This window comes from Pantanalinema rosaneae CENA516, assembly GCF_050753385.1.
Lineage (GTDB): Bacteria > Cyanobacteriota > Cyanobacteriia > Leptolyngbyales > Leptolyngbyaceae > Pantanalinema > Pantanalinema rosaneae.
In genome coordinates, this window is the sequence record NZ_JBLZFZ010000022.1 from 58,151 (window position 1) to 83,953 (window position 25,803).

General features: G+C 47.9%; 23 protein-coding genes. 13 read left to right on the plus strand and 10 right to left on the minus strand.

Annotated features, from left to right (window positions below):
- Window positions 1-94 precede the first annotated feature (94 nt).
- Together ACN4EK_RS14575 and gloA2 are read left to right on the plus strand one after the other, a co-directional pair.
- Window positions 95-688, plus strand: a complete 594-nt coding sequence (locus ACN4EK_RS14575; protein ID WP_431658686.1) for a hypothetical protein — start codon at window positions 95-97, stop codon at window positions 686-688.
- Window positions 685-1,074, plus strand: coding sequence for an SMU1112c/YaeR family gloxylase I-like metalloprotein (gene gloA2, locus ACN4EK_RS14580; protein ID WP_431658687.1), 390 nt, complete (start codon window positions 685-687; stop codon window positions 1,072-1,074). Before ACN4EK_RS14575 ends, gloA2 begins: the two co-directional genes overlap by 4 nt.
- A 1-nt stretch (window position 1,075) precedes the next feature.
- Here gloA2 and fghA read toward each other — a convergent pair whose 3' ends face one another.
- Window positions 1,076-1,957, minus strand: a complete 882-nt coding sequence (fghA, locus tag ACN4EK_RS14585) for an S-formylglutathione hydrolase (RefSeq protein ID WP_431658688.1) — start codon at window positions 1,955-1,957, stop codon at window positions 1,076-1,078.
- Between the two features lie 104 nt (window positions 1,958-2,061).
- Window positions 2,062-2,877 carry a tetratricopeptide repeat protein gene (locus tag ACN4EK_RS14590; protein WP_431658690.1) on the minus strand — a complete coding sequence of 272 codons (816 nt, stop codon included), beginning with the start codon at window positions 2,875-2,877 and terminating at the stop codon, window positions 2,062-2,064.
- 343 nt (window positions 2,878-3,220) lie between these two features.
- On the opposite strand from ACN4EK_RS14590, the gene ACN4EK_RS14595 reads away from it, so the two are divergent.
- The 4 genes from ACN4EK_RS14595 to ACN4EK_RS14610 all read left to right on the plus strand — a co-directional run bounded on the left by ACN4EK_RS14595 (window position 3,221) and on the right by ACN4EK_RS14610 (window position 6,475).
- Window positions 3,221-3,430: a hypothetical protein gene (locus tag ACN4EK_RS14595; protein WP_431658691.1), complete on the plus strand. Its 210-nt coding sequence runs from the start codon at window positions 3,221-3,223 to the stop codon at window positions 3,428-3,430.
- A 46-nt stretch (window positions 3,431-3,476) separates the two neighbouring features.
- Window positions 3,477-5,114 carry an aromatic ring-hydroxylating dioxygenase subunit alpha gene (locus ACN4EK_RS14600; RefSeq protein ID WP_431658692.1) on the plus strand — a complete coding sequence of 546 codons (1,638 nt, stop codon included), beginning with the start codon at window positions 3,477-3,479 and terminating at the stop codon, window positions 5,112-5,114.
- A gap of 312 nt (window positions 5,115-5,426) precedes the next feature.
- Window positions 5,427-5,996 carry a WGxxGxxG-CTERM domain-containing protein gene (locus ACN4EK_RS14605; RefSeq protein ID WP_431658693.1) on the plus strand — a complete coding sequence of 190 codons (570 nt, stop codon included), beginning with the start codon at window positions 5,427-5,429 and terminating at the stop codon, window positions 5,994-5,996.
- A 191-nt stretch (window positions 5,997-6,187) separates the two neighbouring features.
- Window positions 6,188-6,475, plus strand: coding sequence for a hypothetical protein (locus tag ACN4EK_RS14610; RefSeq protein WP_431658695.1), 288 nt, complete (start codon window positions 6,188-6,190; stop codon window positions 6,473-6,475).
- A gap of 71 nt (window positions 6,476-6,546) precedes the next feature.
- On the opposite strand, the gene ACN4EK_RS14615 is transcribed toward ACN4EK_RS14610, so the two are convergent.
- The 6 genes from ACN4EK_RS14615 to ACN4EK_RS14640 are packed head-to-tail and all read right to left on the minus strand — an operon-like array spanning window position 6,547 to window position 13,292.
- The gene (locus ACN4EK_RS14615) at window positions 6,547-7,614 is read right to left on the minus strand and encodes a glycosyltransferase family 9 protein (protein ID WP_431658697.1); all 1,068 of its coding nucleotides are present in this window, start codon (window positions 7,612-7,614) and stop codon (window positions 6,547-6,549) included.
- A gap of 2 nt (window positions 7,615-7,616) precedes the next feature.
- Window positions 7,617-8,459: a glycosyltransferase family 2 protein gene (locus tag ACN4EK_RS14620; protein WP_431658698.1), complete on the minus strand. Its 843-nt coding sequence runs from the start codon at window positions 8,457-8,459 to the stop codon at window positions 7,617-7,619.
- Entirely contained in the window at window positions 8,446-9,288 is an 843-nt protein-coding gene (locus ACN4EK_RS14625) for a class I SAM-dependent methyltransferase (protein ID WP_431658700.1), read from the minus strand. Before ACN4EK_RS14625 ends, ACN4EK_RS14620 begins: the two co-directional genes overlap by 14 nt.
- A gap of 3 nt (window positions 9,289-9,291) precedes the next feature.
- Window positions 9,292-10,299 carry a radical SAM protein gene (locus ACN4EK_RS14630; protein ID WP_431658701.1) on the minus strand — a complete coding sequence of 336 codons (1,008 nt, stop codon included), beginning with the start codon at window positions 10,297-10,299 and terminating at the stop codon, window positions 9,292-9,294.
- Window positions 10,300-10,320: 21 nt separating this feature from the next.
- The gene (locus ACN4EK_RS14635) at window positions 10,321-11,562 is read right to left on the minus strand and encodes a glycosyltransferase family 2 protein (protein WP_431658702.1); all 1,242 of its coding nucleotides are present in this window, start codon (window positions 11,560-11,562) and stop codon (window positions 10,321-10,323) included.
- Entirely contained in the window at window positions 11,559-13,292 is a 1,734-nt protein-coding gene (locus ACN4EK_RS14640; RefSeq protein ID WP_431658703.1) for a carbamoyltransferase family protein, read from the minus strand. Before ACN4EK_RS14640 ends, ACN4EK_RS14635 begins: the two co-directional genes overlap by 4 nt.
- Window positions 13,293-13,911: 619 nt before the next feature.
- Between ACN4EK_RS14640 and ACN4EK_RS14645 the strand changes: the two genes are divergently transcribed.
- From ACN4EK_RS14645 to ACN4EK_RS14660, 4 genes are all read left to right on the plus strand, one after another.
- Window positions 13,912-14,124, plus strand: a complete 213-nt coding sequence (locus ACN4EK_RS14645) for a hypothetical protein (RefSeq protein WP_431658704.1) — start codon at window positions 13,912-13,914, stop codon at window positions 14,122-14,124.
- 122 nt (window positions 14,125-14,246) lie between these two features.
- A complete protein-coding gene (locus tag ACN4EK_RS14650) occupies window positions 14,247-14,888 on the plus strand; it encodes a hypothetical protein (protein ID WP_431658705.1) in 642 nt (213 codons plus the stop codon).
- 258 nt (window positions 14,889-15,146) lie between these two features.
- Window positions 15,147-15,725, plus strand: a complete 579-nt coding sequence (locus tag ACN4EK_RS14655) for a DUF6658 family protein (protein ID WP_431658706.1) — start codon at window positions 15,147-15,149, stop codon at window positions 15,723-15,725.
- Window positions 15,726-16,102: 377 nt separating this feature from the next.
- Complete coding sequence (locus ACN4EK_RS14660; protein ID WP_431658707.1) at window positions 16,103-17,782, plus strand: alpha-amylase family glycosyl hydrolase; 1,680 nt, start codon at window positions 16,103-16,105, stop codon at window positions 17,780-17,782.
- Between the two features lie 29 nt (window positions 17,783-17,811).
- On the opposite strand, the gene ACN4EK_RS14665 is transcribed toward ACN4EK_RS14660, so the two are convergent.
- Complete coding sequence (locus ACN4EK_RS14665) at window positions 17,812-18,753, minus strand: hypothetical protein (RefSeq protein ID WP_431658708.1); 942 nt, start codon at window positions 18,751-18,753, stop codon at window positions 17,812-17,814.
- A 297-nt stretch (window positions 18,754-19,050) separates the two neighbouring features.
- On the opposite strand from ACN4EK_RS14665, the gene ACN4EK_RS14670 reads away from it, so the two are divergent.
- Window positions 19,051-19,986 (plus strand): hypothetical protein, encoded by a 936-nt coding sequence (locus ACN4EK_RS14670; protein ID WP_431658709.1) that lies wholly within the window; start codon window positions 19,051-19,053, stop codon window positions 19,984-19,986.
- On the opposite strand, the gene treS is transcribed toward ACN4EK_RS14670, so the two are convergent.
- Complete coding sequence (gene treS / locus ACN4EK_RS14675; RefSeq protein WP_431658710.1) at window positions 19,983-23,396, minus strand: maltose alpha-D-glucosyltransferase; 3,414 nt, start codon at window positions 23,394-23,396, stop codon at window positions 19,983-19,985. The two genes, ACN4EK_RS14670 and treS, sit on opposite strands and share 4 nt — an antisense overlap.
- Window positions 23,397-23,608: 212 nt before the next feature.
- Between treS and ACN4EK_RS14680 the strand changes: the two genes are divergently transcribed.
- Together ACN4EK_RS14680 and malQ are read left to right on the plus strand one after the other, a co-directional pair.
- Window positions 23,609-24,178, plus strand: a complete 570-nt coding sequence (locus tag ACN4EK_RS14680; RefSeq protein WP_431658711.1) for a signal transduction histidine kinase (STHK), LytS — start codon at window positions 23,609-23,611, stop codon at window positions 24,176-24,178.
- A 107-nt stretch (window positions 24,179-24,285) separates the two neighbouring features.
- Window positions 24,286-25,797, plus strand: coding sequence for a 4-alpha-glucanotransferase (malQ, locus tag ACN4EK_RS14685; RefSeq protein WP_431658712.1), 1,512 nt, complete (start codon window positions 24,286-24,288; stop codon window positions 25,795-25,797).
- The last annotated feature ends 6 nt before the right edge of the window (window positions 25,798-25,803 follow it).

Consider the following 25,803-nt stretch of genomic DNA (forward strand, 5'->3'; position numbering starts at 1 on the left):
CCCTATAACTGTTGCCATTCTAAACCAATATCCCCTCTAGGGGGATAGATAAACCGTACCAGAACCCAAGGACAATCTTAAAAATTGCGACCTTATGACGATCGTTCTTTGTCCCGGCATCCATGATCCGACCTTCACCTCAGCCTTTTTAGCGGGATTAACAAGTCAATTGCCGCCCCATACAACCTGGCGAACAACACCCCTAATTGTGCCGACCCAGACGACTCCTGCCTTTTCTAGCCCCCATATTTTGGCATTTCTTCACGATCGCGCTAGTGTAGCCACTCATGGGGTAAGGCAACATCTACCGTTAGTCATAATCAGCTTTAGTGCCGGAGTGGTGGGGGCGATCGGGGCAGCCTGGGGTTGGCAAGCGATCGGAGGACAGGTCAAAGCGCTGATCGCCATAGATGGTTGGGGAGTGCTGTTGGCAGGTCAGTTTCCAATTCATCGGTTCAGCCATGATCACTTTACCCATTGGAGTTCTAACCTCCTGGGACAAAGTACGGGTGTTAGTTTTTATGCCGATCCAGCGATCGAGCATCTGGAGCTGTGGCGATCGCCGCAAACTGCGTTAGGCTGGCAACTATCCCCGAAGCAATCCCGGTATCCCGGACAAACAACGGCGGCGCAATTGCTGATCAGCTTACTCCATGATTATGGCGAACTGAGTGACATTTCGTTATGAAAACCCTGGGCATCCATCACATCGCGATCATTTGTTCTAACTACGCGGACTCTAAACACTTTTATGTTGACCTGTTAGGATTTCCCATCATTCAGGAAACCTACCGGGCGGAGCGTAATTCCTATAAACTGGATTTGCAAGTCAACGATCGCACTCAAATCGAACTCTTTTCCTTCCCCGCTCCACCCCCCCGCCCCAACTCACCCGAAGCCTGTGGGTTAAGGCATCTTGCCTTTGCTGTAAGCGATCTAGATGCCACCGTAGCCGATCTGACCCGCAAAGAGATTGCCGTAGAACCGATTCGGCTGGATGAACTAACTGGCAGACGCTTCACCTTCTTCAAAGACCCTGATGGTCTACCGTTAGAACTATATGAGGCAGGGTAGGTTACGAGTCCGCCCTGGATAAGATGGCAGCATGGTGCCGAATATGATCTGCAATAAACGTAGCAATGAAGTAATAACTATGGTCATAACCAGCCTGCATCCGTAACGTTAAGGGTTGTCCGGCTTGCTCACAGGCTTGCTGAAACAGATGGGGCATTAGTTGTGATTCCAGGAAAGAGTCGGCAGTTCCTTGATCAATTAAGATGGGCTGGGGAATTTGTTGGCGTAATACTAATTCACTGGCATCATAGCTCTGCCAGGCAGTTTCATCAGTGCCCAGATAATGGGTAAACGCCTTTTGACCCCAGGGACAACGACTAGGAGCGACGATCGGCGCAAATGCTGAGACCGATCGATACTGTTGGGGATTCCGCAAGGCACACACTAATGCCCCATGCCCACCCATGGAATGACCAAAGATGCCTTGACATAACTGCTCTACGCCATTAATCCGATCGCGCCGCACTGGAAAATGTGCTGCAATCAACTCAGGTAGCTCTTTTACGACATAGCTATACATCTGATAATACTGATTCCAAGGCGCGATCGTCGCGTCCACATAAAATCCCGCTCCGCTGCCTAAATCCCAGTCTTGGGCTTCACCGGGAATTCCAGTCTCTCTAGGGCTAGTATCCGGTGCAACTAGAATTAATCCATATTCAGCCGCATAGCGTTGTGCCCCCGCTTTCACCATGAAGTTCTCTTCAGTACAGGTTAGCCCAGACAAAAAATATAAAACGGGTAGGGGCTGTGACGCGGCTTGTGGCGGCAAGTAAACCGCTAACTTCATCTCACTATTACAGGCTTGTGAGAGATGACTATAAAAGCCTAATGTGCCGCCAAAACAAGCATATTCGGTTAATAACTGAGGCGAATTAGACATGGGCGATCGCGGATAACGACCCTAGAAATCATAGCAGATCGGGTCAACCACAGAAGCCAGATTCCATCACTGCTCTGGCTCCTATTCGCTCCCATCGTTGCTGGTTAAACAGGATAATGTTGCCGGATTGCCGCGATCGCCTGGTCAACAATTCTCACCCCTTGAACTTTGTCCTGTTCTACACATAACTCGCGGGCTTGATACATGTGATCCAACGCTTGTTCTACATCCCCTTGCTTGTTTAAGGCAACTCCCAGGTTGTAATAGGTTTCGGCAGATTCCGGCATCACATCCAGCACTTCCTGAAACTCTTGAATTGCCTGCTCTAGTTTTCCCTGTCGCCCCAAGGTTAAACCAACATGGTAGTGGGTTTGCGCGACGACATCGGAATGGGTTGAGAGAAGATCAGATGGTATGATGCTGGCTCTCGAGGGTTCAACGTGTTTAGCAGAATCCGTAGATCCGATCGCTGCCTCTGGCTCAGATTGATCCCGATCGGGAGCCGTTGCTTTCATCCCTGGTACAACATCCTTGGCGCGATCGCAGGTATCTTCAGCCACCGTCTTAACCTGCTCAACCGTATCTCCAACAGCTTCCTTAGCGGTATGAGCTAGAGAGTCAACCGTGTCATTCTGACTCACCTCTTTACCTAAAGCGGCTCCTGCTACACTACCCACTACAGCCCCGATCGTGGCTCCCACACGACCACCAACCGTATGTTTACCAATTAAGTGACCAATGACCGCCCCGGTTATCCCGGCACTAGCCGTCGTCAAGGTAGTGGTGACAGGTTCGGAGGCAGAGGTTTCTTGGGTCAGATCTATTGCTTCCGAAGCAAGGTCTGTTTGAGTATGTTCCAGTTCAGAGGTCGATGTCTGAACGGTTTCTAAATCTTTTAGGTGAGTGTGATGATTATCCATAGGACTCAGCCATCCCTATATCTCAATAAACTTTGTTTAAAGCGGTGATTCTAAATTCTTTCCTCTCATCAAGGAAAGACATGAACAACCAAATTTGATTCAAATGCAGTATCAAATTTATTTAGTTTCTATTAATTTAAAGTTTCTTTCGGAAATTAGCACTGAGCTTAGGAAGGACTCTAAGAATACAGTAAATCAATCATTGGTTTGAGACATAATTTTACTAATGACTGAGGATTGGTTCACACTCTAGCAAGATAGTGCAAATAAGCAATTTAGATAAGCTATATATAGCACTAGATGACTGGTGCCAAAGCTGTTATTAATTGATAGGGAGAGAATCATGGCATTTAGATACCGTTGGAAAAACGGCGCTCCTCCCACGCGTGATCAGGCAGCCCACAGTAATAACCTGTTGGATGAAGAGCAGTTCACCCATCCTAACGATCAACAGATTGCTGAAGAGTCTGCCCGCAAATATCTCGGTGTTCCATCGCAGATTCCTGACGATCACAAACCTGTGTTGCCCCAAGCGGCTCCACCTCCGAAATAATTCTAACGGTAGAGAAAATCCCACCTGAACCTATCCGTCTGTAGGGGTGCTGTCTACCGCTACGGCGGATTTGGCTATTTGTCGGCTACTGACCAACGTTGCCTACGATCGCGTTTATAGTGAAAGAGTTGCTATTTTTTGGCATCAAAGTCTGCAACTCGGAGACATCGCTGTGACCACTGAAGTCAATTTGTCTGGAGAACCGCCAACCAGCCAGCCTCTACCACAGGTAGCAACAGATGCATGGCAAACGGCAGTCGCCGATCAATTCCAATGGACAAAACAATGGTATCCGATCGCCGTTGTTGAATTTCTCGATCCCTCCCGTCCCCATGCCCTGCAATTATTAGGTAAGAACTTAGTGGTATGGCGCGATAGTTCCCAGCAGTGGCATTGTTTTGAGGATGCCTGCCCCCATCGGCTGGCTCCCCTATCGGAAGGACGCGTGGAACCCGATGGCACATTACTCTGTGCTTACCATGCTTGGCGATTTAATGCCCAGGGGCAGTGTGTTCGCATTCCCCAAAGTCAAGATGCCCAAACGGAAGCCCGCCATTGTGCCAATCCCAAATCCTGCGCTCGGGTCTACCCCACCCAGGAACGGCAGGGCCTCCTCTGGGTCTGGGCAGAATCGGGACAGCAAGCCCTTCAGGAGAGTCGTACCCGCTCTCCCCGGTTAATTCCCGAATTAGCAGAGCCGTCCGATCGCGTGGTTAAACTATTTTGGAATATCCGTGATCTGCCCTATGGCTGGGACTCGTTCATGGAAAATGTTGCCGATCCCGCCCATGTGCCCGTGTCGCATCATGGCATTATGGGGAGCCGTTACCAGGATCCGCGATATTTTGACCTGGTGCGGATTGGAGATCTATCAACCCAAGATGGCGTTGCCTATGTCACTACACCTACCCCACCCGCGATCGCCGCTGCCATCCACGACTTCAAGCCCCCTTGTTTAATGCGGATTACGACGACCTATACGGATGAAGGAAAGTTAATTCTTGTTCTCTATGCCACGCCCACCCGTCCGGGTTGGTGCCGACATATTGGCTGTCAAGTTTTAATCAAAAACCAAGCGGGAAAAGTACCCCCAGGGTTGGCGTTCTTCACCTTACCAATGCCTGCCTGGTTGGGACATATTTTAGCTTCGCTATTCTTACATCAAGACATGGTGTTTCTCCATTACCAGGAAAAGATTCTCGCGCAACGCCAACCCGATCACTGGATCGATGCCGTCTTTACCCCGAATCCCCAGGACAAGATGGTGATTACGTTCCGCCAATGGTTAAAGCATCGGGCGGGTGGTGGAATTCCCTGGGCTGGTTGTCCTCCAGAATTACCCCCTGCCGAAATGGATAAACAACGCTTGTTTGATGTTTGGACAACCCATACCCAACATTGCCACAGTTGCCAAACTGCCCTCAAGGCGATTCGTCGCTGGCAAGTCATTGCCTATGGAGCCGCGATCGGCTGTTTTATGCTTGGAATCATGCTGGATGCCAGAGCGATCGCGATGCGAAGCCCATTAATGCCAGAGAACGCTTCACGGCTGGCGACTGCTCCCCCCGCCGGATTCTGGTGGGCGATCGGGGCAGCAATTTTCTGCGTCAGCATTGGCTATGGGCTGAAACGGTTGATTCGGCTCTTTTATGTGTACGAATTTGAACATGCTCGGAATGATTAAATTTAGCCGAATGTCACTGAAATAATAATTCAAACGACCCCTAACCCCCAATGCTGGGGGAGCCGAACCTCAAAGTCCTCCAGAATTGGGGGCTTAAAGCCCTACGGGTATACCAGAAAAAGGGGCGACTAGAGTGAGGCATGTCCTTAAGTCAGTGCCATTCAATTTAGCCCGTTGTGGGCGTGAGCCATAGATTTACATTGTATTCCAGACTACAAGTACGCTTCATTAAGAATCGCTTCTTAAGGGGGAAGTGAGCGCCAAATTGGCTGGTTATTCTGCTTAACAGCGATCGCCTTTAAGAGGAAACCTATGAAGCCATTAAATGTTACGAAAATTCTTTGGACAAGCGCCTGTGCAGTCAGTTTCGCCGTTTTGTCACCAACTTTAGCATCTATTGCTCAAACAGGTGGCACAACGGATACAACAACTTCACCAACAGTCGGTGGTACGGCAACCATTGGAACTGATACAGATACAACTGGAACAACCGGGACAACTGACACCACTGGGACTACTGGCACAACAACGGCTCCTGGCGCTACCACGGGAACCACAACTACCCCTGGGGATACCACAGGGACAACCACCTCTCCCTATGGCACGACTGACACCACAACGGCTCCTGGGACGACTGGCACGACGACCGCGCCCGGTGCCAGTGGTACCACAACCGCCCCGACTGGTACCACTGGCACCACAACGACAACTCCCGGTACAACCACCGTCCAGGGCACAGAAACCCAGGGCGATCGTGATTTTGACTGGGGTTGGCTGGGTCTGTTGGGTTTAATCGGTTTAGCTGGGCTGGCTCGCAAACCAGCAGAACAGCGTCCTGTTTATGAGAACCCGGATGTAACGACTCGCACTGGCATTCGATAAGTTCGTTAGCTATCCGGCAACCCCGCTCCGAATCCTTATTTACCTACGGTGGACAACATCTCAAGCGTTAGAGATTTATCCTGATTTGATCACAACATGAAGATCTTGAGGCAATGCAAAATCTGTTGTTCACCGTAGCCACATAGATTTGTTGGGCATTTGTATAACAAATAGTTTATAGGAGAACCGATGTGACAGATAAATCATCAACTGAAACTAAAACCGAACTAGAAGCGGTTGCTGATAATGCTGGGGCGAGAACGGCAGCCACCAATGCCAATCCTAAAATCTCCTTAGCGGAAGCCGAGAATGCCGCAGCCGGAGAAGAACCCAATGCTTCGGGTGGTTCGGCTCCCAGCGATACAGAATTCCATATTCCCAGTACCTCCGAGCCAGTTGCGACGGATATTCCCTCGGCAAACACTCCCGATCCTCATGCTGCCAATCCCGCCAATCCGAATGCGGCAAATCACGGTTAAATCCGGTAAGCATTCCAGTTGACAGTGCTGGTGCTGAGCAAGAAAGGGAGGTTAATTCCCGCCTTAAAGGACTAAAGCATTACTGCTAAAGCACTTTCCAAAACCTGCTGTACTGTGATTCGATCTAAGCTAGTAGTATTACTACTATGGGGACAAGAATCAGGAGGAGTAGAGGGTGTTGCTTTAAGATGACAATGCCTAACTTGAGGAGTTGAGCGGAGTGCGCCCCAAACTTCTGGCTGAGTGTGACCAAATAATGTCACGGTTGGGATCTGGCGAGCATAGGCAATATGAGCTGGGCCAGAATCGTTAGTGATTAAAACTGACAAATGATCAAGAACGGCTCCTAACACGGACAAAGATGTTTTGCCAGCCAGGTTTACGGCGGTCTGACCAATACCTTGAGTCACCTGTTCGGCTAACTGCCATGAAGCTTGACTCCCGATCGTCACCACTGTGCCACCACATCGTTGCTGTAAGCGTCGTCCTACCTGGATAAAGCGATCGACTGACCATTGTTTACTGACATCTCCCGCCGTGGGATGTAACCCAATCAAGGGATCCGCCAAATTCGTTAATAACTGCGCTGCCACTTGGCGATCGGTTGACGCTAATGGAAATTCCAATTCTTCACCACAGCTTGGTATTCCCAGAAAGTTGACGATCGCTAAAACTCGACGAATTTCATGCCAATGCTCGGGCATGGGAAACGCCGCATCCAGGCAGCCCGCCGCATCACCAGGGCGAATAAATCCTGCCGTGGTTTGCGCTCCCATCATCAGAGTGAAGGGGTTGGAATATACTCCTGAGCCATGCAGTTGAATCGCCAGATCAAAGCGCTCTGCTTGCATCTGTTGTAAGAACGTAAGAACACGATCGGCGGCAAAAAACTGCTCTGCCATACCCGGAAACCCAGGAAATGCAATCAAGCGATCGAGATGGGGCGATCGCTCGACTAATTCCGCCATAAATGGCATGGCAACTAAGCTAATTTCGGCAGTAGGGAGGGCATGTCGTAAGGCGCGAAATGCCGGAGTGGCACAAACAAAATCCCCAATGCGGGAGGCTCTGACCAAGACGACTTTCTTGGGAACTTGAGGCAAGTGATCGAGTAACCCTGGCAGCAATGGATCAGTCATTCTCAGACTTCCAGTGTCTCCGGCACATAACGAGCCACCATTTCTGGTAATAGCTCCAGCGCATGACCATCCACTGTTCCTTGAGGATTTAACACCGTCGAGGCAACTTCAGCATGGTAAGTACCGGACGGCACGATCGCACAGCCTCCCCAGCGTCGCATTAACAGATTTTGGACTAACACCTCTTCGCCCGAGTGATAACGGGGTAGACGATCCCAAAAGGAAAAGCCTCCCACCTGCAAGAGTTTTGCGCGATCGTACAAAATACAGCAGGCAACCCAGGCAACTTTGTAACGTCGGAATTCTCCCGGTGGCAGGGTCTGGCTCACATGATATAAATTTGCCGCTCGATGGAGATGAAACCGTTCCCAGGCTGGCGACTTCGGCTGCACAATCTCTGGAGTCACCGCTCCCTGCCAAAACTCCACCTGCTGTTGCTCAGGACGAATATCATCGCGATAGGATAGCCCCGTGGGAAATGCACCAACAAATCCACATTGTTCTGCTTGCAGGGTGGCTAGAAGACGCTCAACTACCCAGGGTTCCATGAACACATCATCATCCAGATACAGCACGACATCCGCACAGGCTTGCTGGAGCAAAAACTCTCGCTGTTCAGCAATACCCTGAGAGGGTAAGCGATGATGATAGGTATAGGAACCACCCCGGCTTTCAATCAAACGGAGTAGGGTTTGAATTACGGGAGAATTAATGACTGGCTCCAAGCTCTGATCTGCCAGAATCACATGTCGATCGGTCACGGTTTGACTGACGACTCCCGCCAGTGTCAAGATCAGGGAAGATAAGCGCTCACAGGTGGGCAACAAAATATCAACGATCGCCATCCGTCCCTCCAGGCTTACGAGCCACAATTAACTGTCCGCCTCCGGGTGCGGGAGCCGCAAGATCTAAGCGAGCTAGACGAGCAGCCAACGCCTGAATCACTGAGGTGGGTAGTCGTCGCCAAACTTGACCAAAAACTCGTCGTTGCCCTAGATGAATTTGTTGCAATAACTCTAAGCCATCCCAAATACTCACCCATTCTCGCCGTAGATAGGGACGAATTAGTTCCACCTGCAACCCCACCCGCGTCAACTCTGCCTGCCAGCGATCGCTAGACCAGAGATTAAGATGACATAACTGCCGATTGCGCCAGTCGGCATAGTGGCTAGATGGCAAGGCTAACCACTGGCTAAATGCCGCTGTTGGAGTCGTAAAGATCAATCTACCACCGGGTTTTAACACCCGCTCGATCGCTTCTAATGCTGCATCCAGGTTAGGAATGTGTTCTAACACCGAATTACTGACAACGGTACTGATACTTGCCGCTGGAATGGGAGCCAGTTCAATGGGATAGGCGAGGGACTGACAATAAAGTCCCTGTTGCATCGCTCGTTCTAAGGCAACTTGATCCGGTTCAACCGCTAGCTCTACTCGGGGTAGTACCATTGCCATAACTAACCCATCGCCACATCCTAGATCTAACACTGGCGGTTCAAAGTGTTGTTCTCGTAACGCGGCAATTTCAGCCGCCCGCCATAGCCCCAGAGAAGGTCCCTGTTGAGCGAGTAGAGTCTGAAGTGTGAGTTCATCCAGATACAAGGGTGATCGCGCATCCCTAGTTTGTTTTACACCTAGGATCGCCGTTGACTTCTCAATAGACCTTTTAGTCATAGGTCAAAATGTGCCGGAATAAATCGAGCAAGAGCGGCAAACCTCCGGCGGCATATCAGAGTCCAACTGCTGCCGAAACGCTTGATACCCTTCGCCATTCCAGGTTGGTTCTACGCCTTGCTGAAGCAAATTGCCAAAATTCAGGCGATCGGGAGTAGAGATCATACAGCAGGGCATCGCCAATCCCTGATAGCTAATGTAAGCCCCCTTCCATGCCCAATCACAGCGATCGCGTCCGGGGGTTTCGGGGGAGTGTAATCGTGGTTGCAGCCGAGGTAAGCGTAAATCTACATCTAACGCTTGCGCCAGCGATCGTGCCTGGGCAAATTCAGCTTCAATCTGCTGTAGATCAGCTTCCAATAAAGTTTCTGACTGGACAAACTGCCGCATGGGTTGGTAGTGATCAGGCAAAGTGGATTCACCAAAGTCATGACATAGATGTTGAACAAATAAACGTTCTACCGAGTACCGATGGGCTAATCTGACTAAATCAGATAATTCATGCAAATTTTGCCGCATTAACACCATGATTAACTGCACTTGAGGATAGTTACTCTGTTGGCATTGGCGAATTAATTGCAATCGCTCTAGATTACTAATCACGCGATCGAAGTTAGACCCCACCCGAATCCGCTCATAGGTGGCAGAAGTTGCCCCATCGATCGACACATGCAGGCTATGTAAACCACTGGTAATACACCGCTCTGCCTGCTTTTCTCCCAGCAAGGTCAGATTCGAGTTGGTTGTCACCTGAATGCCCTTACCTACCGCATATTCCACCATGTCAAAAAACTGGGGATGCATCATTGGTTCCCCCAGTCCTTGTAGATGCAAGGTCTTTAAAGTCGTAAATTGATCAATCAGTTGAGTAAAGGTTGTGAAAGGCATCAAAGCCAGTGAACCATCTACAGGTTCATCATCTCGAAACTGAATTGCACACATACGACAACGTAGATTACATTGCCCAACGGGTTCAATTTGCACATAGCTCGGAAGCGGAATATTTACCATAGTCGTTTACTATAATCAGCGTCAGAAGAAGACCACGCGAAATGAGATCGCTCCCAATAGTCGCCAGAACAGAGATAAAGGTGGAATCAATACCGAAGTCACAACCATTTCAGCCGCATGAGAAAAGTTATGGGAAGTTCCCTGTAACCGACGGAGACAAAAGCGAGTCGTCAAGATTAACCAGATCAGTGAGGCAAGGATCGCAATCCCGATCGCAACCTGATTAGCAGGATTTAGTCCAATAAATAATAGCGCTGCCAATGTCAAACTTAATGCGCCGACAATGCCATAGTAATGCCAGGGAGTGACTGGAGCTAACCAACGGCGATACAATTCTGGATGTTTTTTGTAGAGCAGGGCATTAAAAAAACTTTTACGCTGTTGCTTCAGACTCACCCCCCAAGCAGCAGGACGAATTGGATGCACCACGATCGCATCTGGAGCGTACACTAATTTACAACCGTTCTTAAATGAATGCACCACACTTGTCAATTCTGCCAGATCCCTAAATCCCCCAATTCGGGGAGACGTTGGCTCCTGTTCCCCCCAGAATTGGGAGGCTAGGGGGGCGAAAACTGCTGTAGGCTGCACCCGTTGGTCTTGCGGTGATTCAGTGATCCAACCCTGCCCCGGCACAAAGGGAAATTGACTCAGGTGATCATCTGATCGCGTATCAATATCGAATTGTTTTAATAGCGTAAATAATAAATCGCTATCCTCCCGCCAGGGTAGGGTAAATCGTTGATCAAATCCATTAACTTGGGCGATCGCTTCCCGCCGATAGAAACAATTAGCGGTGATAAAGGCAGAGCGTTCCAGGGCTAAAGCATTCCGTTCATAGTCGGTAGGGACAGTCATGAGCGGCATGATTAATCGCCCCGACACCCCGATCACGTCAGGCTGAAATTTCTCGACTCCAGCCCTCAACCACTGTCGATCGGGAATACAATCATCATCGGTAAAGGCAATAATTTCCCCGATCGCCGATCGCCACCCCAGGTTTCGCGCTGCTGCCGGGCCATGAGTTGCCGTAACCGGAATGTACTGGAGAGCCGGATATCCTTTATGGGTTCCAGGGACATTCCCCGCCCGTTCCGCCCAATCGTTCACCAGCCGTTGGGTCGCCTGACTTGCCGCATCATCCACCACAATAATTTCATACGCCGATGGATCAAACGTCTGTTCAACTAACGCGGCTAAACACCGATTCAGTAACTCTAGACGATTACAGGTTGGCACAATCACAGACACTTGAATCGTCATACCCGATGCTCCGGTTTTTCCAGCAGAAATGAACCAATAACCAGAGCATCTAATGGTGATGTCCAAAAACACTCGATCGCATCTCTGGGAGAGCAAACGATCGGTTCTCCCCGCGTATTGAAGGAAGTATTGACTAAAACGGGAACTCCAGTCCGTTCCTGAAACGCCTTGATCAAGTCGTAATACAGGGGATTTTGCTGCCGATTAATCGTTTGAATTCGAGCCGTTCCATCCGTATGTCGGACGGCGGGAATTCTGGCGGCTTTATCTGGCTGCACATCATAGACAAACAACATAAACGGAGACACCCCCGCGTTAACAAACCAATCGGCTGCCGCTTCTTCTAAGACTACCGGCGCGACAGGACGAAAATCTTCTCGGTCTTTAATCTCATTCAATCGAGCTTGCATGGTGGGGGAAATCGGAGATGCTAGAATCGATCGCCCTCCCAGTGCCCGCGGCCCGAACTCCATCCGTCCCTGAAACCAACCAATCACCTTATCCTGTGCCAAAATAGCCGCCGTTTCAGTTGCAATGTCATTCAACCGCCGATAGGGCAACTTCGACCACTGGAGAAAGGCTACAATTTCATCATCTGAGTAGGCAGGCCCCAGGAAAGCATGGTGCATTTGGGAGTGCGGCGATGATGGCGATCGCAGTTTGGCATCAATCCATAGGGCTGCGCCTAAGGCGGTTCCAGAGTCTCCGGCGGCAGGTTGTACCCAAATCTGACGAAACGGACTGCGATCGCGTAAACGAGCATTCATCACACAATTGAGGGCAACTCCTCCGGCTAAACAGAGGTTATCTGAACCCGTGGCTTCATGCAGCCAGTGAGCAATCTCTAATACGGTCTTTTCCAGGACAACTTGCAGGGAGTGAGCCAGATCAAAATGACGTTGTTCTAACGGCTCTCCTCGTCGTCGCGGCGACCCAAATTGCTCAATTAAAGAGTGCGATCGGATCTGATATTGTCCGTCTTTGCCCAGTTCAATCAGATCATGGAACTGGTTCACATAGGTCGGCTGCCCAAATGAAGCCAATGCCATCACCTTATACTCATCAGAAGATGACAGAAAGCCTAAATACTCGGTGACTCGCTCATACAGCAACCCCAGGGAATGGGGCATATTCACCTGCCCCAGCGCCTTTAAGCGATGACCGTCCCCTAACCAGTAGCTAGTCGTCGCCTGTTCGCCCCGTCCATCCAGGGTTAAAACGGCGGCTTGCTCAAAGGGTGAAACCAAGAAAGCACTCGCCGCATGAGCCAGATGATGCGGAATAAAGTGCCAGCGATCGGACTGTGTTAGTGTTGCACCTTGAAATCCAGGTTGTAAATGATGGGGAAAGCCACCCACCAAATGGCGCGGTGCATTCACGATCGACGAGAGAAATAACGGATCCCAAGCCGCTTCCCACTCTGCTGGAATTGGATGGGCACTCGGTTCTAGGGGTAGAGTCAGCGTCGCATCCTGCCGATATTTGCCCAACAAAAGAAACGGATCATAGGAATAAGCCAGGTGATCCACATCCGTTAAATGAATATTGGCGGCTTGCAAACAGTAGGCGATCGCATGGAAAGGTAGCTCATAGGTGGAAAATGGAATGGGTCGCTTACCATGCTTGATATGGGTAAATCGTTCCTCTTCAGCCGCTGCGATGATCTGCCCATTGTGAATCAGGCAAGCGGCGGGATCATGGTAGGCTGCATTAATACCTAATGTATACACGGGGACACTACCGTTGATAGAACGAGAAAATTAGCCGCTCAAGAGATAGACAACTTAACCAATGCGTCAGTTATCAAGCATCGATCGGCTCTTGTATAGGATTTAGTATCTCTATAAATTAAGGATTTGCTCTCTATCCCTGGAAGTAGTCTCTTTTTGTAGTGTTTTATAGAATCGACTGGGCAAATTGTGAGAAATTTACTTTTTTGAAAGCGAGATCTACGGCAGATTCAAATTAGTAATTTAGAGTTGCCTAAATTACAAATAATTTACTTTCTGAAAACACTTTCAAAACCTGCCTTATGTCTCGGCAGAATTGGCATCAACCTTTTTGATAGAAGCCATTGGAGCAATTTATTCCATTCGCATCTCTTTAACTCCTAACCGTAGGGAATTGTTTTTCTTATCATGCTTCTCTCAAGGGGTAGAGGTGCAATTAAATAGCCTCAGTTATATTGGGTTCACCAATAAATTGGTATGGAAATGGAGAGCCTAATTAATTTGAATTGTGAGGAAAATAAAGCGAATTTTGTAGCAGGCAATACACTTTTTTGACAGATAAAAGTTTCTCGTTATGATTCACCTTAAAACACGACTGGGTATGCTAGGAGTTAATGCTGTGCAAGCGTCTGTACACCAACCAATTTTTACAGTTTATTTAACCAGCCAAGGGATTGAATTACATCCTGGTTGTGAGGACTATCCTTATCGCCAAGCCCTCCATAGTTGTAAGTCATTTGAGTTAGCCTATGAGTTCGCTCAAATGGCAGCGGCTTGTCGAAATTTACCTCTACAGGTCAAAAAATTGTCAGAATACAGCCTGAATGTTTAATCGCATCCGGGGCTAAATTTTGCAACGGCTTGCCCCCTTCGCTCGAATTTTCTATCAGTTCGTAGAATAGTTGTTAGACTATTGAGATGAGCATCGCTGATAGATGATTGGGAGCCTGGGCAATGACTACCGATGTTACTCGAACCACCGTAGACTATCTCGAAATACTTCAGCAAACGGCGATCGCCTATCGAGTTACCCATCCTTCTGAACCTACTTCCCAACGTCCTAAGGCAGCCAGTGTGGTAGAAGCACTACTTCAGGCAGAGAAGGCAGCAAAACAACAGCGATTAAGCTATCCGTTAGCGCCCTTATTAGGGCAGTGGCGACTCTGCTTGGCTACGGGCACCCGTAAGCTACGCCAACGCGGGGGAATTGCTCTTGGTAAAGGTTTTTATTTGCCGCGTTTTACTCCTGCTTACATTGGGTTTAGCGATCGCTCCAACGCCTCCGCTCCTCTGTCTAATTCCATCACTATCAGCAATCAAATTCAGTTGGGTGCCTTGAAGATACGCTTCACGGGACCTGCTAATTACTTAGGTAAAAAGAATATTTTGGCATTTGATTTTACTCATTTGCACATCACACTATTAGGACGATCACTTTATTCCAGCGACATTCGAGGGGGTAAATCTAAACCGGAGACATTTGAGCAACAATCGATCGCTAAACTCCCATTCTTCGCATTTTTTCTAGTCACCCCTGACTTAATTGCCGCCCGGGGTCGGGGAGGTGGTTTAGCATTATGGATTCGAGAAGAGTAATAACGGCAATATCTTCTGCTCTACCTATAGGTAGGGTAAACAACAAGCTGCTGTAAGAATAGGATGCAACTTATGCAAGAGGGAAGCCATAGTATTCGTCTGTAAGCTATAAGCGTCAAGAAAATATCCGCTTATTTATCTCTAAGTAGCAATTGGGATTAGACAAAAGCCTCCTTGTGGGATGTTTTTTGACGTTAAACTCTGCTTTTGTCAGCATCTCACTGCTGCTTAGTTGAGCAGACAATCAAGGAGTATCTGATGAGACAATTAATGGCTGCCTTTCAGCAATTGCACTTTGGCAAACTGGTAACCGCTTTTATGATGGGGGCGGTATTACTAATTGCCACAGCTTGTAGTAGCGGTAATGAATTGGGAGCACGCCCTAACAATCCTCCGGTACAAATGGGGGGACAAAATAATCCCCATAAAATGGGTGGTGACACCTACAGCCAATACAAAATGAGCACAGATGCCAAGGCAAAAAAATCGGGCGATCGGGCAAGTTTAATGCAACCATCCAGCCAACTGCTGGCAGCAAGTTATACCAATGAAAACTCCAGCCGCATTCAATATCCCGGTTCGAGTCGGGTGGAATCTGCTAACAGTAGGAATGAGTTTGCTAGCCCTGGAGAACAGAAACGATTGATGAATCCCGGTCAAATTCCAGCCCAACGGCAACCGATCGTCGATCGGACTAATCCTGATGCCAGGCTGTTGGAAAAAACGGGACAGACCTTTAAGGATGCCTCTGGCTTCTTAAATCAGCCTGCCAAAGATACTCGCAATCATTCCGAACTGGAGCAGGTTAACCCCTATCGTCAAGGTAGCAATCGCTAAACAGCTTAACGTCAAGCGTAACTAGGGAGTGGGTAATTACCGCTCCCTTTTAGTTAGCCAAACTCTTAGGAATGTGAATTCATCAAAATCTGTTTTATTCGATCGCAGCAGCTAACCGTCAGCATTTAGCGCCAACAATAAGAAAAAATCAATTAAAGCTGAATGTCACTGAAATAACAATCCGAACTGCCCCCCAACCCCCTTTCTACAATGCCGTCAGGCTATATTCTGGGGGAGCCGAACCTCAAAGTCCCCCAAAGTTGGGGGCTTAAAGCCCTACGGGCATATCAAAAAAGGGGCGATCAGAGTTAAGCGTGTTCTTAAGTCAGTGCCATTCAATTAAATTTGTATCTTGATTTAATCAATTAACTCACTGTATGACCGCTAAAATTGAGTTTCAGTTATTTGCTCCTCGCAATCAAGCAGTAGATTTGATTGGGAATTTTTCTAACTGGGAAGCAATTCATCTAGAAAAAGACCAACAAGGCTACTTTCGGACAACCGTTGATCTTCAAGATGGAACTTACCAATATCAATTTCGGGTGCAATCCTATCATGACTCTGAACAGCCATCCGAGTGGGTAGAAATTAACGATCCCTATGCCACGGAAATTGACGCTGACACTGGCAACAGTATCATCCGTGTTAAGGATAAACAAAAAATCATCGATGACTATGTTTGGCAATATGATCATATTCCCTTACCTCAAGATCATGAGCTAGTCATCTACGAACTATTTATTTCTGATTTTGCAGATCATTCTGGAGAAGCAACCAACAGTAGTCAATATCACCATACGATCGCCAAACTCGACTACCTGAAGGAATTAGGCATTAACGCGATCGAACTGATGCCTGTCAATGAAGCGCCAGGTGAATATGACTGGGGCTACACTCCTAGCTACTTGTTTGCACCAAAACCTCGATTTGGTTCGACTAAAGCCCTCAAAGAACTCATTGATCAATGCCATGCTAGAAGCATTCGCGTCATTCTTGATCAATTGTATAATCATTCCTCTGAGGCATCCCCTTTACTTCAGATCGATCGGGATTATTGGTACTATCACGATCGTCACCATCCCGATGCCGACCCGAATGATTATTGGGGCCCAGAGTTTAACTATGAATATGAGGATGAAATTTTAGGAGTTCGTCCTGCCTGGAAATTAATGACAGATGTGGTGCAGTTCTGGATTCAGAATTATCACATTGATGGCATTCGTTATGATGCTCTGAAAGAACTAGCCAATGATGATTTTTTATATCACATCGCTGAAACAGCGAAACAAACGGCTGGTGGCAAGCCATTCTTCAACATTGGTGAACATATTCCAGAAACTCCTAACATTGTTAGCCCCAATGGAGCCATGGATGGGTGCTGGCATGACAGCTTTTATCACTTCCTGATTCCCCACTTAACCGGACAAACCTTTGACGTAGAACAACTCAAAACTATCCTCGAAGTCAACCGCCAGGGCTATCCTGAAGGAGTAACAAAAGTTGTTAACTATCTCAGTAATCATGATCATAATTATCTACTGGCAGAGCTAGGTGAACAGGGCATTTTTGCCCAAGCCGCTTTTCAACGAGTCAAACTTGGTGTTGCCATTCTCCTAACCGCACCAGGGACTCCGTTGATTTGGATGGGTGAAGAGTTCGGCTCATTTACCCAAAGCCAGCCGAATCAACCTGCCAACCTCGATTGGTCATTATTACAACAACCCCTAAATCACGACTTGCTGGAGTATTACAAACACTTGATTGCATTACGAACACAGAACTCAGCGTTGCAAACGAGTAATATTCAGTTTCTTCATGAAGACCTCACTAACAAAGTCTTTGTTTACGATCGCTGGCATGATGCTGGTGCGCGGGTGCTCGTGATTACCCACTGGTCAGATCAACATCTCCAAAACTATTGGATTCCGCATATTCCCGATGATGGGATCTGGCGTGAATGGATCACCAATGTGCAAGTGACATCTCGCGATCGCCAATTGCACATTGATTTAAACCCATACCAGGCTCAAGTATACGTTTGGCAATCAGATTTATAACCCCATGACTGCCACTGTTCCAAGATAAATTACTGAACCACCTGTGATTCGGAGACAGAAAAGCGGCGTAACGTGGCGCTGATTTCTGACATCCGGCGATATTGATCCGCTTCTAACGCCCCAGGAGGACGAAAAATAGCGGCAACTTCAAACTTACCAGTAGCGGGATTGATAAAGTTTCTGACCCTGGCACACAGGATCGCATTGTCACCAAATTGTCCATTACTTTGACAACGATCGAGATTTTTAGCAAAATCAACAGCGGCTCTGGGAGCTTGAATCCAAATATCACAGCTCTCGACTAACAAGCGGGAGGTTAACGTTAATCCCTGCTGTTCAAAACTCTTGATCGTGTAGGGCACACATTGATTTTTGATTCGATGAATTGCTTTTTGATCCGCTTCCAGCACCGTTTTGACGGGTGAAGCTTGCCAACTCGCAAATCCCCGATTCGTCGCATAGTTGCCTGGATCGCGATGACCGTAGTAAAACCGCGTCGGTGAGCCATTGGGATTGAGCGTACCTTCAGCATTACCGATCGCGATCGCCCCAGGGCCTAGCTGCCCCGCCTGACCAAATAAGCGATTAACGGAATATTCCGGGGAGGATACTTCAATAATTTTGTCCTGCCACAGCGCTTTTGTCTCCTGCCAGCGCTTTTCTACACCCTCCGAGAATAAGGGCATATCAAACTTCCCCTTGAGCGCAGACTGAATAAATTCTGGACTTAGGAAGAGAGCCAAACCAATACTGAACAATAATCCCCACCAAAAATAAAAGCCTCTAGGATGATGTCGCCGACTCTGCTTGGTTGTCAGCGTTGATTGTCCAGAGAAATTAACTGGAAATGGTGTCTCAATAATTTGTAGTTCCGACATTTCCGCGATAGGCTTAATCGGATTAGCACCCGTTTGAGACGCAGCATTATTAGAAGAATACCAATCTGGCATTCCCGCATCAGGCGTTGGCATTGGTAAAAACCTTACTGTTCGCTAAGAGTCTATTAGTTGGCAGATATCCGCTTTCAAGCAAAATTCTATGCTGTTAAAGCTAAGTTACCATTTATTTCCACACACCTAAATCCTGCACAACTCATGTCAACCTTCATCAGGCTAACTAATTTTGCCCATTTTGGTTTCGTTACGTGTCGAAGTTAACTAAACTCAGTACAATCTCAACACAAAAATATCACTTAGGGAGTAGAGTTTTTTGCTTTTTGATAGCGTATTCTACTACCCAGGTATGAAATTTTAGGCTTAGATTAACGCATGGTACTCGGGATTATTGAGCGCTCAGAAAAAATCTTTATCCTGGAAAACGAAGAAATTAAGCTAACGATTCGACCTGATTTAGGGGGACGCATTGATCAACTTCAAGATTTAAAAACTGGACGGGAATGGCTTTGGCATCCCTCAGGCTATAACCCGGCAAACACACGATCGCTCCCGATTGGAACTAGCTTTGATCAATATTGGACGGGAGGCTGGGATGAGGTTTTCCCTAATGATATTGCCGGAGAATTTCAGGGTTATCACTTAGTTGATCATGGTGAATTATGGTCACAAAGATGGCAAGTCATTGCCACAACGACCTTCAGTATTAAACTTCAGTATCAATGTCAAAATATCCCTGTTTGTGTAGAAAAAATTATTCAACTAGACCCTAAACGACCGGAAGCGAGTATTCTCTATCAATTCCATAATCAATCCACTCGAACCATACCATTTCTGTTAAAACAACATGCCGCGATCGCGATTGAAGCTGGGGACGAAATTCTCCTGCCAGATTGTTGGATTGAACCTGCGTTTTTAGAGTTCAGTAAAATCATTGGTCGGGCTGGCAAAACTCGTTTTCCTAACGCTTTTACCGCTGACGGACGAGAAATTCAAGTGCAGTATACGCCAGCCCCAGCCTCAAACTTGCAAGAGTTTTACTACAGTTCTGATTTAGCCGTTGGTGAGTGTGGCATTCGACACCATCGATCGTACTCTGCATTGATAATGCGCTTTGATCCGACCGATTTTCCGTTTGTTTGGGTCTTTCAAAGCTATGGGGGGTGGCAGGATCATTATGTCCTGGTGATGGAACCCGCTACAACCATGCCTGCCAATTTAGAAACGGCTTGTCAACAGGGAACGGCCGCCCTACTTCCCCCCCAAAGTATCCAACAACGGCGATTAAGCTTCTGCCTGGAACACGCTTAAACGATTCCAGCCGTTAATGGCTGAAGCTGAAGAATGCGACGCAGAGCAATTTCTACCCGATCGGAATGATGGTTTAGTTCATAGCCCAGATCATAGACCGCTTTCTCTAGCAGATAGTTATCTAGCAACGCTTGCAGTTCCTGATGGGTCTTGGGCAGAAAATTATCTTGACTCGCCACAGTTAGATAAGTACTGAAGAAGGCAGCGCTGACCCAATACTCCCAGAATTGCACCCATGATTGCATCCGGGCATATTGTTCCGCATGAATCATGCCACTCTCCACCTCACTGCGTAACGCGTAATTGGCGGCATAGTGGAACGATTGCAACATTTCAGCTACATCTCGTAAGGGCGATCGCTTAATTCGTCGTTCACTCAAATTACGCGTTGTTTCACCTTCAAAATCAATAATAATGAAATCTTTGCCGGTATATAATACCTGACCCAAATGATAATCCCCATGATAACGAGTTCGCAAGGCAGTAATCTTTTGCTCCAGAATCAAGCGAAACTGATCTAAATAATTCTGTTGATGCTCTAGAACCGTTTTCGCCAGGGGTTGAGCCGCATCGGGTAAGGTATGCAGGCGATCCTTCAATACTGGAAAGACACGTCCAATCAGGTTACGGGCATATTGATAGATCGATCGCTGGTACAACGAGGTAAACGGTTCGGGGGCAAAGTCGGGATGATCGGAATCGGATGCCAGCACTAAATGCAATTCGGCGGTACGTTGTCCTAACAGTTGCACATTCGCCAAATAGGAACTGATCGTTTCGCGGGCGAGAGAGGGGATATCCTCTACCTGTAATCGCAATAGTGGTTCCGTCGGTAGCGGTACTTCAGCAATATCCAGAACCGCGACCTGTTCAAAGTAATTCCGTAATTGATCCAGGGTGTAATCCCAGGTGTTCCAGGCATCTGGAATATATTCCTGAAGCATCCCGATCGTCACAGTTTCCCCCGATTCTACCTGTTGATATTCCAACCAACCCGCGATTGAGGGAATAGGCTCAAACCGATGGCGATCTAAGAAGCGTCGCATTTCCAAATCGGGGTTAATACCCGCTTCTACTTTACGGAACAGTTTGAGAATTAGTTGCGGCGTTGCCCCCGTGGTTGTTGCATCACTATACAAAATTGAAGTGTTACTATGTTCGCCTTTTAAGAGCGTGGTATCCAGTTGGAGATTACGCTGACTCAGTAAATCAAATAAAGGAGTGGCAGTCGCAACCAGTTTTCCCGTTGCCCCTGTATAGGCGTGGTTATAGGCAATTGCCTCTAGCAAAGTAATGGCAAATGACTGATCAACCAGAGCATCAAATAACACTGCAACTACAGTGCGATCGGAGGTTTGTAATCGCGCAATTATCGCTTGCGGCTGATCACTTAATAATCGCAGTGCCTGCTCACCCTCGGCATACCCCAAACCCAGCAAATAGGTTTTGGGATCACCATCCATGTAATCCACCTGGAGATGTAGCAAGCAGGCTTGCTGATTCTGGTAAGGCATTGCGATCGTGTGGGTGATTTGTGTGCTCCGAATCGATCGCACTCTGCCCCCAAACCACTGATAATGTGATAGGTAGTTAGGTAACAGCGATTCTAGCTGACCCCTTAAGTTTGCTTGAGTGACGATCGTTTGCCAGTGTCCAGTCACGACTAACGTCGGTAGATCAGCCTGGGGTTGAACTTGCAGCGAACTGGGTTGGGGCTTGAGTGTAAACCAATAAAAGGCATAGGGACTGAGACTCAGGAAGTAGGATGATCCTTTAATTTCCGGGAATTCGGTGCGTCCGAAAATCTCCACGGGAATCCGTCCTTGAAACACCGTCAGATCCAGTTCAACGGTCTGCACAAACCGCGACAGGTTGGCAACAACCAGGATTGGCTCATCGTCAAAGGTACGAGTAAAGGCTAATACCCGCCGATTCGCGGGGTGCAGGAGCTGAAAGTCCCCTTCACCCAAGGCTTGAAACCGTTTCCGAGTCGCGATCAGCCGCTTCATCGCATTCAGCAACGAGTTGGGATTAGCTCGTTGTGCTTCCACATTCACCGTGGCATAGTGATATTCCGATTCCACAATTAACGGTAAATACAAGCGATGGGGATTCGCCCGACTAAAGCCAGCATTCCGATCGGCACTCCACTGCATCGGAGTTCGCACCCCATTACGATCGCCAACGTAAATGTTATCGCCCATGCCAATTTCATCACCGTAGTACAAGACGGGAGTTCCTGGTAGGGATAACAGTAAACTATTGAGTAATTCAATTTGACGACGATCGTTCCCTAACAATGGGGCTAATCGCCGCCGAATACCCAAGTTCAATCGCATCTCTGGATCTTGGGCATAGACCCGGTACATGTAATCCCGATCTTCATCCGTCACCATTTCCAGCGTCAATTCATCGTGGTTCCGCAAAAACAGCCCCCACTGACAGTTATCTGGAATTTCGGGAGTCTGTTGCAAGATATCCATAATTGGGAAGTTATCTTCCATTCGTAATGCCATAAATAACCGAGGCATTAACGGAAAATGGAAATTCATGTGACACTCATCGCCATCCCCATAATAAGCTGCTGCATCCTCGGGCCACTGATTTGCCTCCGCCAGTAACATACGATTCGGAAAATAAGTATCGACATGCTGCCGCAGTTGCTTAAGGAAATCATGGGTTTCGGGTAAGTTTTCGCAGTTTGTCCCTTCCCGTTCGTATAAATAGGGCACAGCATCCATGCGTAGCCCATCAACGCCCATACTCAGCCAGAAATCTAATACCCCAAACACCGCCTGCTGCACCGCCGGGTTGTCATAATTCAAATCCGGTTGGTGGGAATAGAAGCGATGCCAGTAATAGGCTTTCGCGATCGGATCCCATGACCAGTTAGATGACTCAAAATCCTGAAAAATAATGCGGGCTTCCTGATATTTTTCTGGCGTATCACTCCAGACATAGAAATCCCGCTCCGAACTGCCTTTAGGAGCACGACGCGCCCGTTGAAACCAGGGATGCTGATCAGAAGTGTGATTAACAATTAATTCAATAATTACCCGAATATCTCGCTGGTGGGCCGCCTCTAGCAAATCCTTAAAGTCTTCTAGAGTGCCATAGATCGGATTGACATTCGTGTAGTCGGCAATATCATAGCCATCATCCCGCAAAGGCGACGGAAAGAACGGCAAAATCCAGATTGCCGTTACCCCTAACTCTTGCAAATAGTCTAGTTTTTCAGTTAAGCCACGGAAGTCACCAATGCCATCTCCGTTACTATCGGCAAAGGCACGTACCGGAACTTCGTAGATAATGGCGTTCTTAAACCAGAGGGAATCGTCTTTCAAAATCAATCCTACCCACGCGAGATTTTGTTCCGCTAACAAAATAGCGGAAATCTGCTGACTTACCATCCAACGCAGGTAAGAGTCCTTGCATCTGCATAGCTTATATACATGACTTAATCGCAATCAGCTCTGTCTTTGGGCAGGACTGAATAGGCACTAAATTCCTACTTAGGGAGAAGTACATTCAGTCAAGGTTTGCTCATACTAAAGCTGTTGAATCTCGATCGACACACATTGCTCTCGGTTCAGCATCGGTGCAGGTAGCGCAAGGAGATAGCATGGTTGTCAGTCAACAAGTTAGTCACCATAAACGGGCGATGGGAGTCTTTTCCACCCGGACGGCTTCAGAACAAGCCCTGGTTGACTTAAAAAATTCTGGGTTTCCCATGACACAGGTGTCGATCGTTGCCAAGCACAGCGACGGGCAGCAAACGGACGTGGGTGGGGCAACAGTCACCGATCGGATTGGGGAAGAGAACGCGAAAGTCCCAACCGGGGTCGTAAAAGATACACTGGCGCATAGTGCCTGGGGCACCGTCTTAGTTGGACTGACGGCTCTAGCATTACCCGGAATTGGACCAATTCTCACGGCTGGTAGTGTCGCAACCGCTATGGTAGCGAGTGCAGCGAGTACAGGGGTGAGTGCAGCGGCAACCGCGAATCTGGTCAATACCTTGAAAGACATGGGGATTCCAGAAAGCAACGCCTCGACCTACAGCGATCGCTTACAGAACGGTAACGACTTGGTCATGATCGAAGGCAATGACGACGACATTCATCGAGCGGCTGACGTATTAAGTCAACGGGGGATTCAAGATTGGGGAGTTTACAATTTGGCATCAGCTTAAGCATTGCTAAGTTCAATTTTCTACGGTTGAGTATGGGGTGTTGGCGGTTATTCTAAAGAACGATCGCCAACCTTTTCATGTAAACAAAACTAAATTCATTCATGCCTATGAGTTTTCAACGTGCTAGTGGAGTGCTATTACATCCAACCTCATTACCGGGTACGGGTGGTATCGGGGATTTGGGTCAGACCGCTTATCAATTTGTTGACTTTTTAACCCGTAGTGGTCAAACCGCCTGGCAGGTGTTACCCTTGGGCCCAACCGGGTACGAACACTCGCCCTACACGATGAATTTCAGTGCCTTTGCGGGCAATCCATTATTAATTAGCCTGGAACAACTGATAGAAGAAGGATTCATTCAACCAGAGGAATTCTCTCCCTTACTGAATAGCAATCCTGATCGCGTAGAATTCGATCGCGTAATTCCTTACAAATATCAACTTTTACACGTTGCCTTTAAACGCTTTCAAACCTCTTTTTTAACGGGTGAACAGCAAACTCAATTTGAGCAGTTTTGTCAGGAACAAGCCTGGTGGCTAGATGACTTTGTGTTATTTATGGCACTGCTGGAAGCTAATGCTGGCGAAAGCTGGAATCACTGGGAACCCGCGATCGCGCGGCGGGAACCTGCTGCTTTACAGGCGCAAACGATCGCGTTACGGGAGCAAATCCAGTTCCAGCAATTTTTACAATTTAAATTCTTTCAACAATGGTCGAATTTACGGGCTTATGCCAATCAGAAAAACATCAAAATTATTGGCGATGTCTCTATTTACGTTTGTCACAATAGCGCCGATGTTTGGGCAAATCCCGATTTATTTAAACTCGATCCCCAAACCTTAGAACCTGCCTATATCGCCGGTGTGCCACCCGATTACTTTAGTGCCACGGGTCAACTTTGGGGTAATCCTGTCTATGCCTGGGAACGATCGCAGGCAACCAATTTTGATTGGTGGATTAAACGATTTAAAGCGACTCTACAATATGTCGATTTGGTGCGAGTCGATCATTTTCGGGGGTTTGAAGCCTATTGGCAAGTTCCGGCGGGGGAAACGACAGCGATTAATGGCGAATGGGTGAAAGCGCCGGGTGAAGAGTTTTTTACCACCCTAGGGAATACCCTCGGTAGCCTACCAATTCTGGCAGAGGATTTGGGGATTATTACGCCGGAAGTGGAAGCCCTCCGCGATCGGTTTGAGTTCCCTGGTATGCGAATCCTCATGTTTGCCTTTAGCGAGGATGCCAGCAGCATTCATTTGCCGCACCATTACCCCAGGAATTCTGTCGTGTATTCGGGAACCCATGACAACGATACGGCGATCGGGTGGTGGGCAACCGCCAGTGTAGCCGAGCGGCAATTTCTCGCCCATTACTTAGGCTACGACCAGGCAGACCAGATTCAGGAGATTAACTGGGTGTTAATTCGTACTGCTTTAGCATCCGTTGCTAACCTGGCAATCATCCCATTGCAAGATATTTTAGGATTAGATGGTCAAGCCCGGATGAATGACCCCAGCCAATATGCCGGAAACTGGCGCTGGCGCTATCAACATGCTAATCTCCTGACTGAGACCTTAAGCCAGAGACTATTACATCTCACCAAACTCTATAGTCGTTGATTCACC

Excerpts from the sequence above, each read along its gene's own strand:
- ACN4EK_RS14625 (WP_431658700.1), bottom strand. The coding sequence starts at position 9,288 with ATGACTAAAAGGTCTATTGAGAAGTCAACGGCGATCCTAGGTGTAAAA.
- ACN4EK_RS14650 (WP_431658705.1), top strand. The coding sequence starts at position 14,247 with ATGACTACCGATGTTACTCGAACCACCGTAGACTATCTCGAAATACTT.
- ACN4EK_RS14605 (WP_431658693.1), top strand. The coding sequence starts at position 5,427 with ATGAAGCCATTAAATGTTACGAAAATTCTTTGGACAAGCGCCTGTGCA.
- malQ (WP_431658712.1), top strand. The coding sequence starts at position 24,286 with ATGAGTTTTCAACGTGCTAGTGGAGTGCTATTACATCCAACCTCATTA.
- ACN4EK_RS14620 (WP_431658698.1), bottom strand. The coding sequence starts at position 8,459 with ATGGCGATCGTTGATATTTTGTTGCCCACCTGTGAGCGCTTATCTTCC.
- ACN4EK_RS14655 (WP_431658706.1), top strand. The coding sequence starts at position 15,147 with ATGAGACAATTAATGGCTGCCTTTCAGCAATTGCACTTTGGCAAACTG.
- gloA2 (WP_431658687.1), top strand. The coding sequence starts at position 685 with ATGAAAACCCTGGGCATCCATCACATCGCGATCATTTGTTCTAACTAC.
- ACN4EK_RS14670 (WP_431658709.1), top strand. The coding sequence starts at position 19,051 with ATGGTACTCGGGATTATTGAGCGCTCAGAAAAAATCTTTATCCTGGAA.
- fghA (WP_431658688.1), bottom strand. The coding sequence starts at position 1,957 with ATGTCTAATTCGCCTCAGTTATTAACCGAATATGCTTGTTTTGGCGGC.
- ACN4EK_RS14660 (WP_431658707.1), top strand. The coding sequence starts at position 16,103 with ATGACCGCTAAAATTGAGTTTCAGTTATTTGCTCCTCGCAATCAAGCA.
- ACN4EK_RS14665 (WP_431658708.1), bottom strand. The coding sequence starts at position 18,753 with ATGCCAACGCCTGATGCGGGAATGCCAGATTGGTATTCTTCTAATAAT.
- ACN4EK_RS14615 (WP_431658697.1), bottom strand. The coding sequence starts at position 7,614 with ATGACTGATCCATTGCTGCCAGGGTTACTCGATCACTTGCCTCAAGTT.
- ACN4EK_RS14680 (WP_431658711.1), top strand. The coding sequence starts at position 23,609 with ATGGTTGTCAGTCAACAAGTTAGTCACCATAAACGGGCGATGGGAGTC.
- ACN4EK_RS14635 (WP_431658702.1), bottom strand. The coding sequence starts at position 11,562 with ATGACGATTCAAGTGTCTGTGATTGTGCCAACCTGTAATCGTCTAGAG.
- ACN4EK_RS14575 (WP_431658686.1), top strand. The coding sequence starts at position 95 with ATGACGATCGTTCTTTGTCCCGGCATCCATGATCCGACCTTCACCTCA.
- ACN4EK_RS14595 (WP_431658691.1), top strand. The coding sequence starts at position 3,221 with ATGGCATTTAGATACCGTTGGAAAAACGGCGCTCCTCCCACGCGTGAT.
- treS (WP_431658710.1), bottom strand. The coding sequence starts at position 23,396 with ATGGTAAGTCAGCAGATTTCCGCTATTTTGTTAGCGGAACAAAATCTC.
- ACN4EK_RS14630 (WP_431658701.1), bottom strand. The coding sequence starts at position 10,299 with ATGGTAAATATTCCGCTTCCGAGCTATGTGCAAATTGAACCCGTTGGG.
- ACN4EK_RS14590 (WP_431658690.1), bottom strand. The coding sequence starts at position 2,877 with ATGGATAATCATCACACTCACCTAAAAGATTTAGAAACCGTTCAGACA.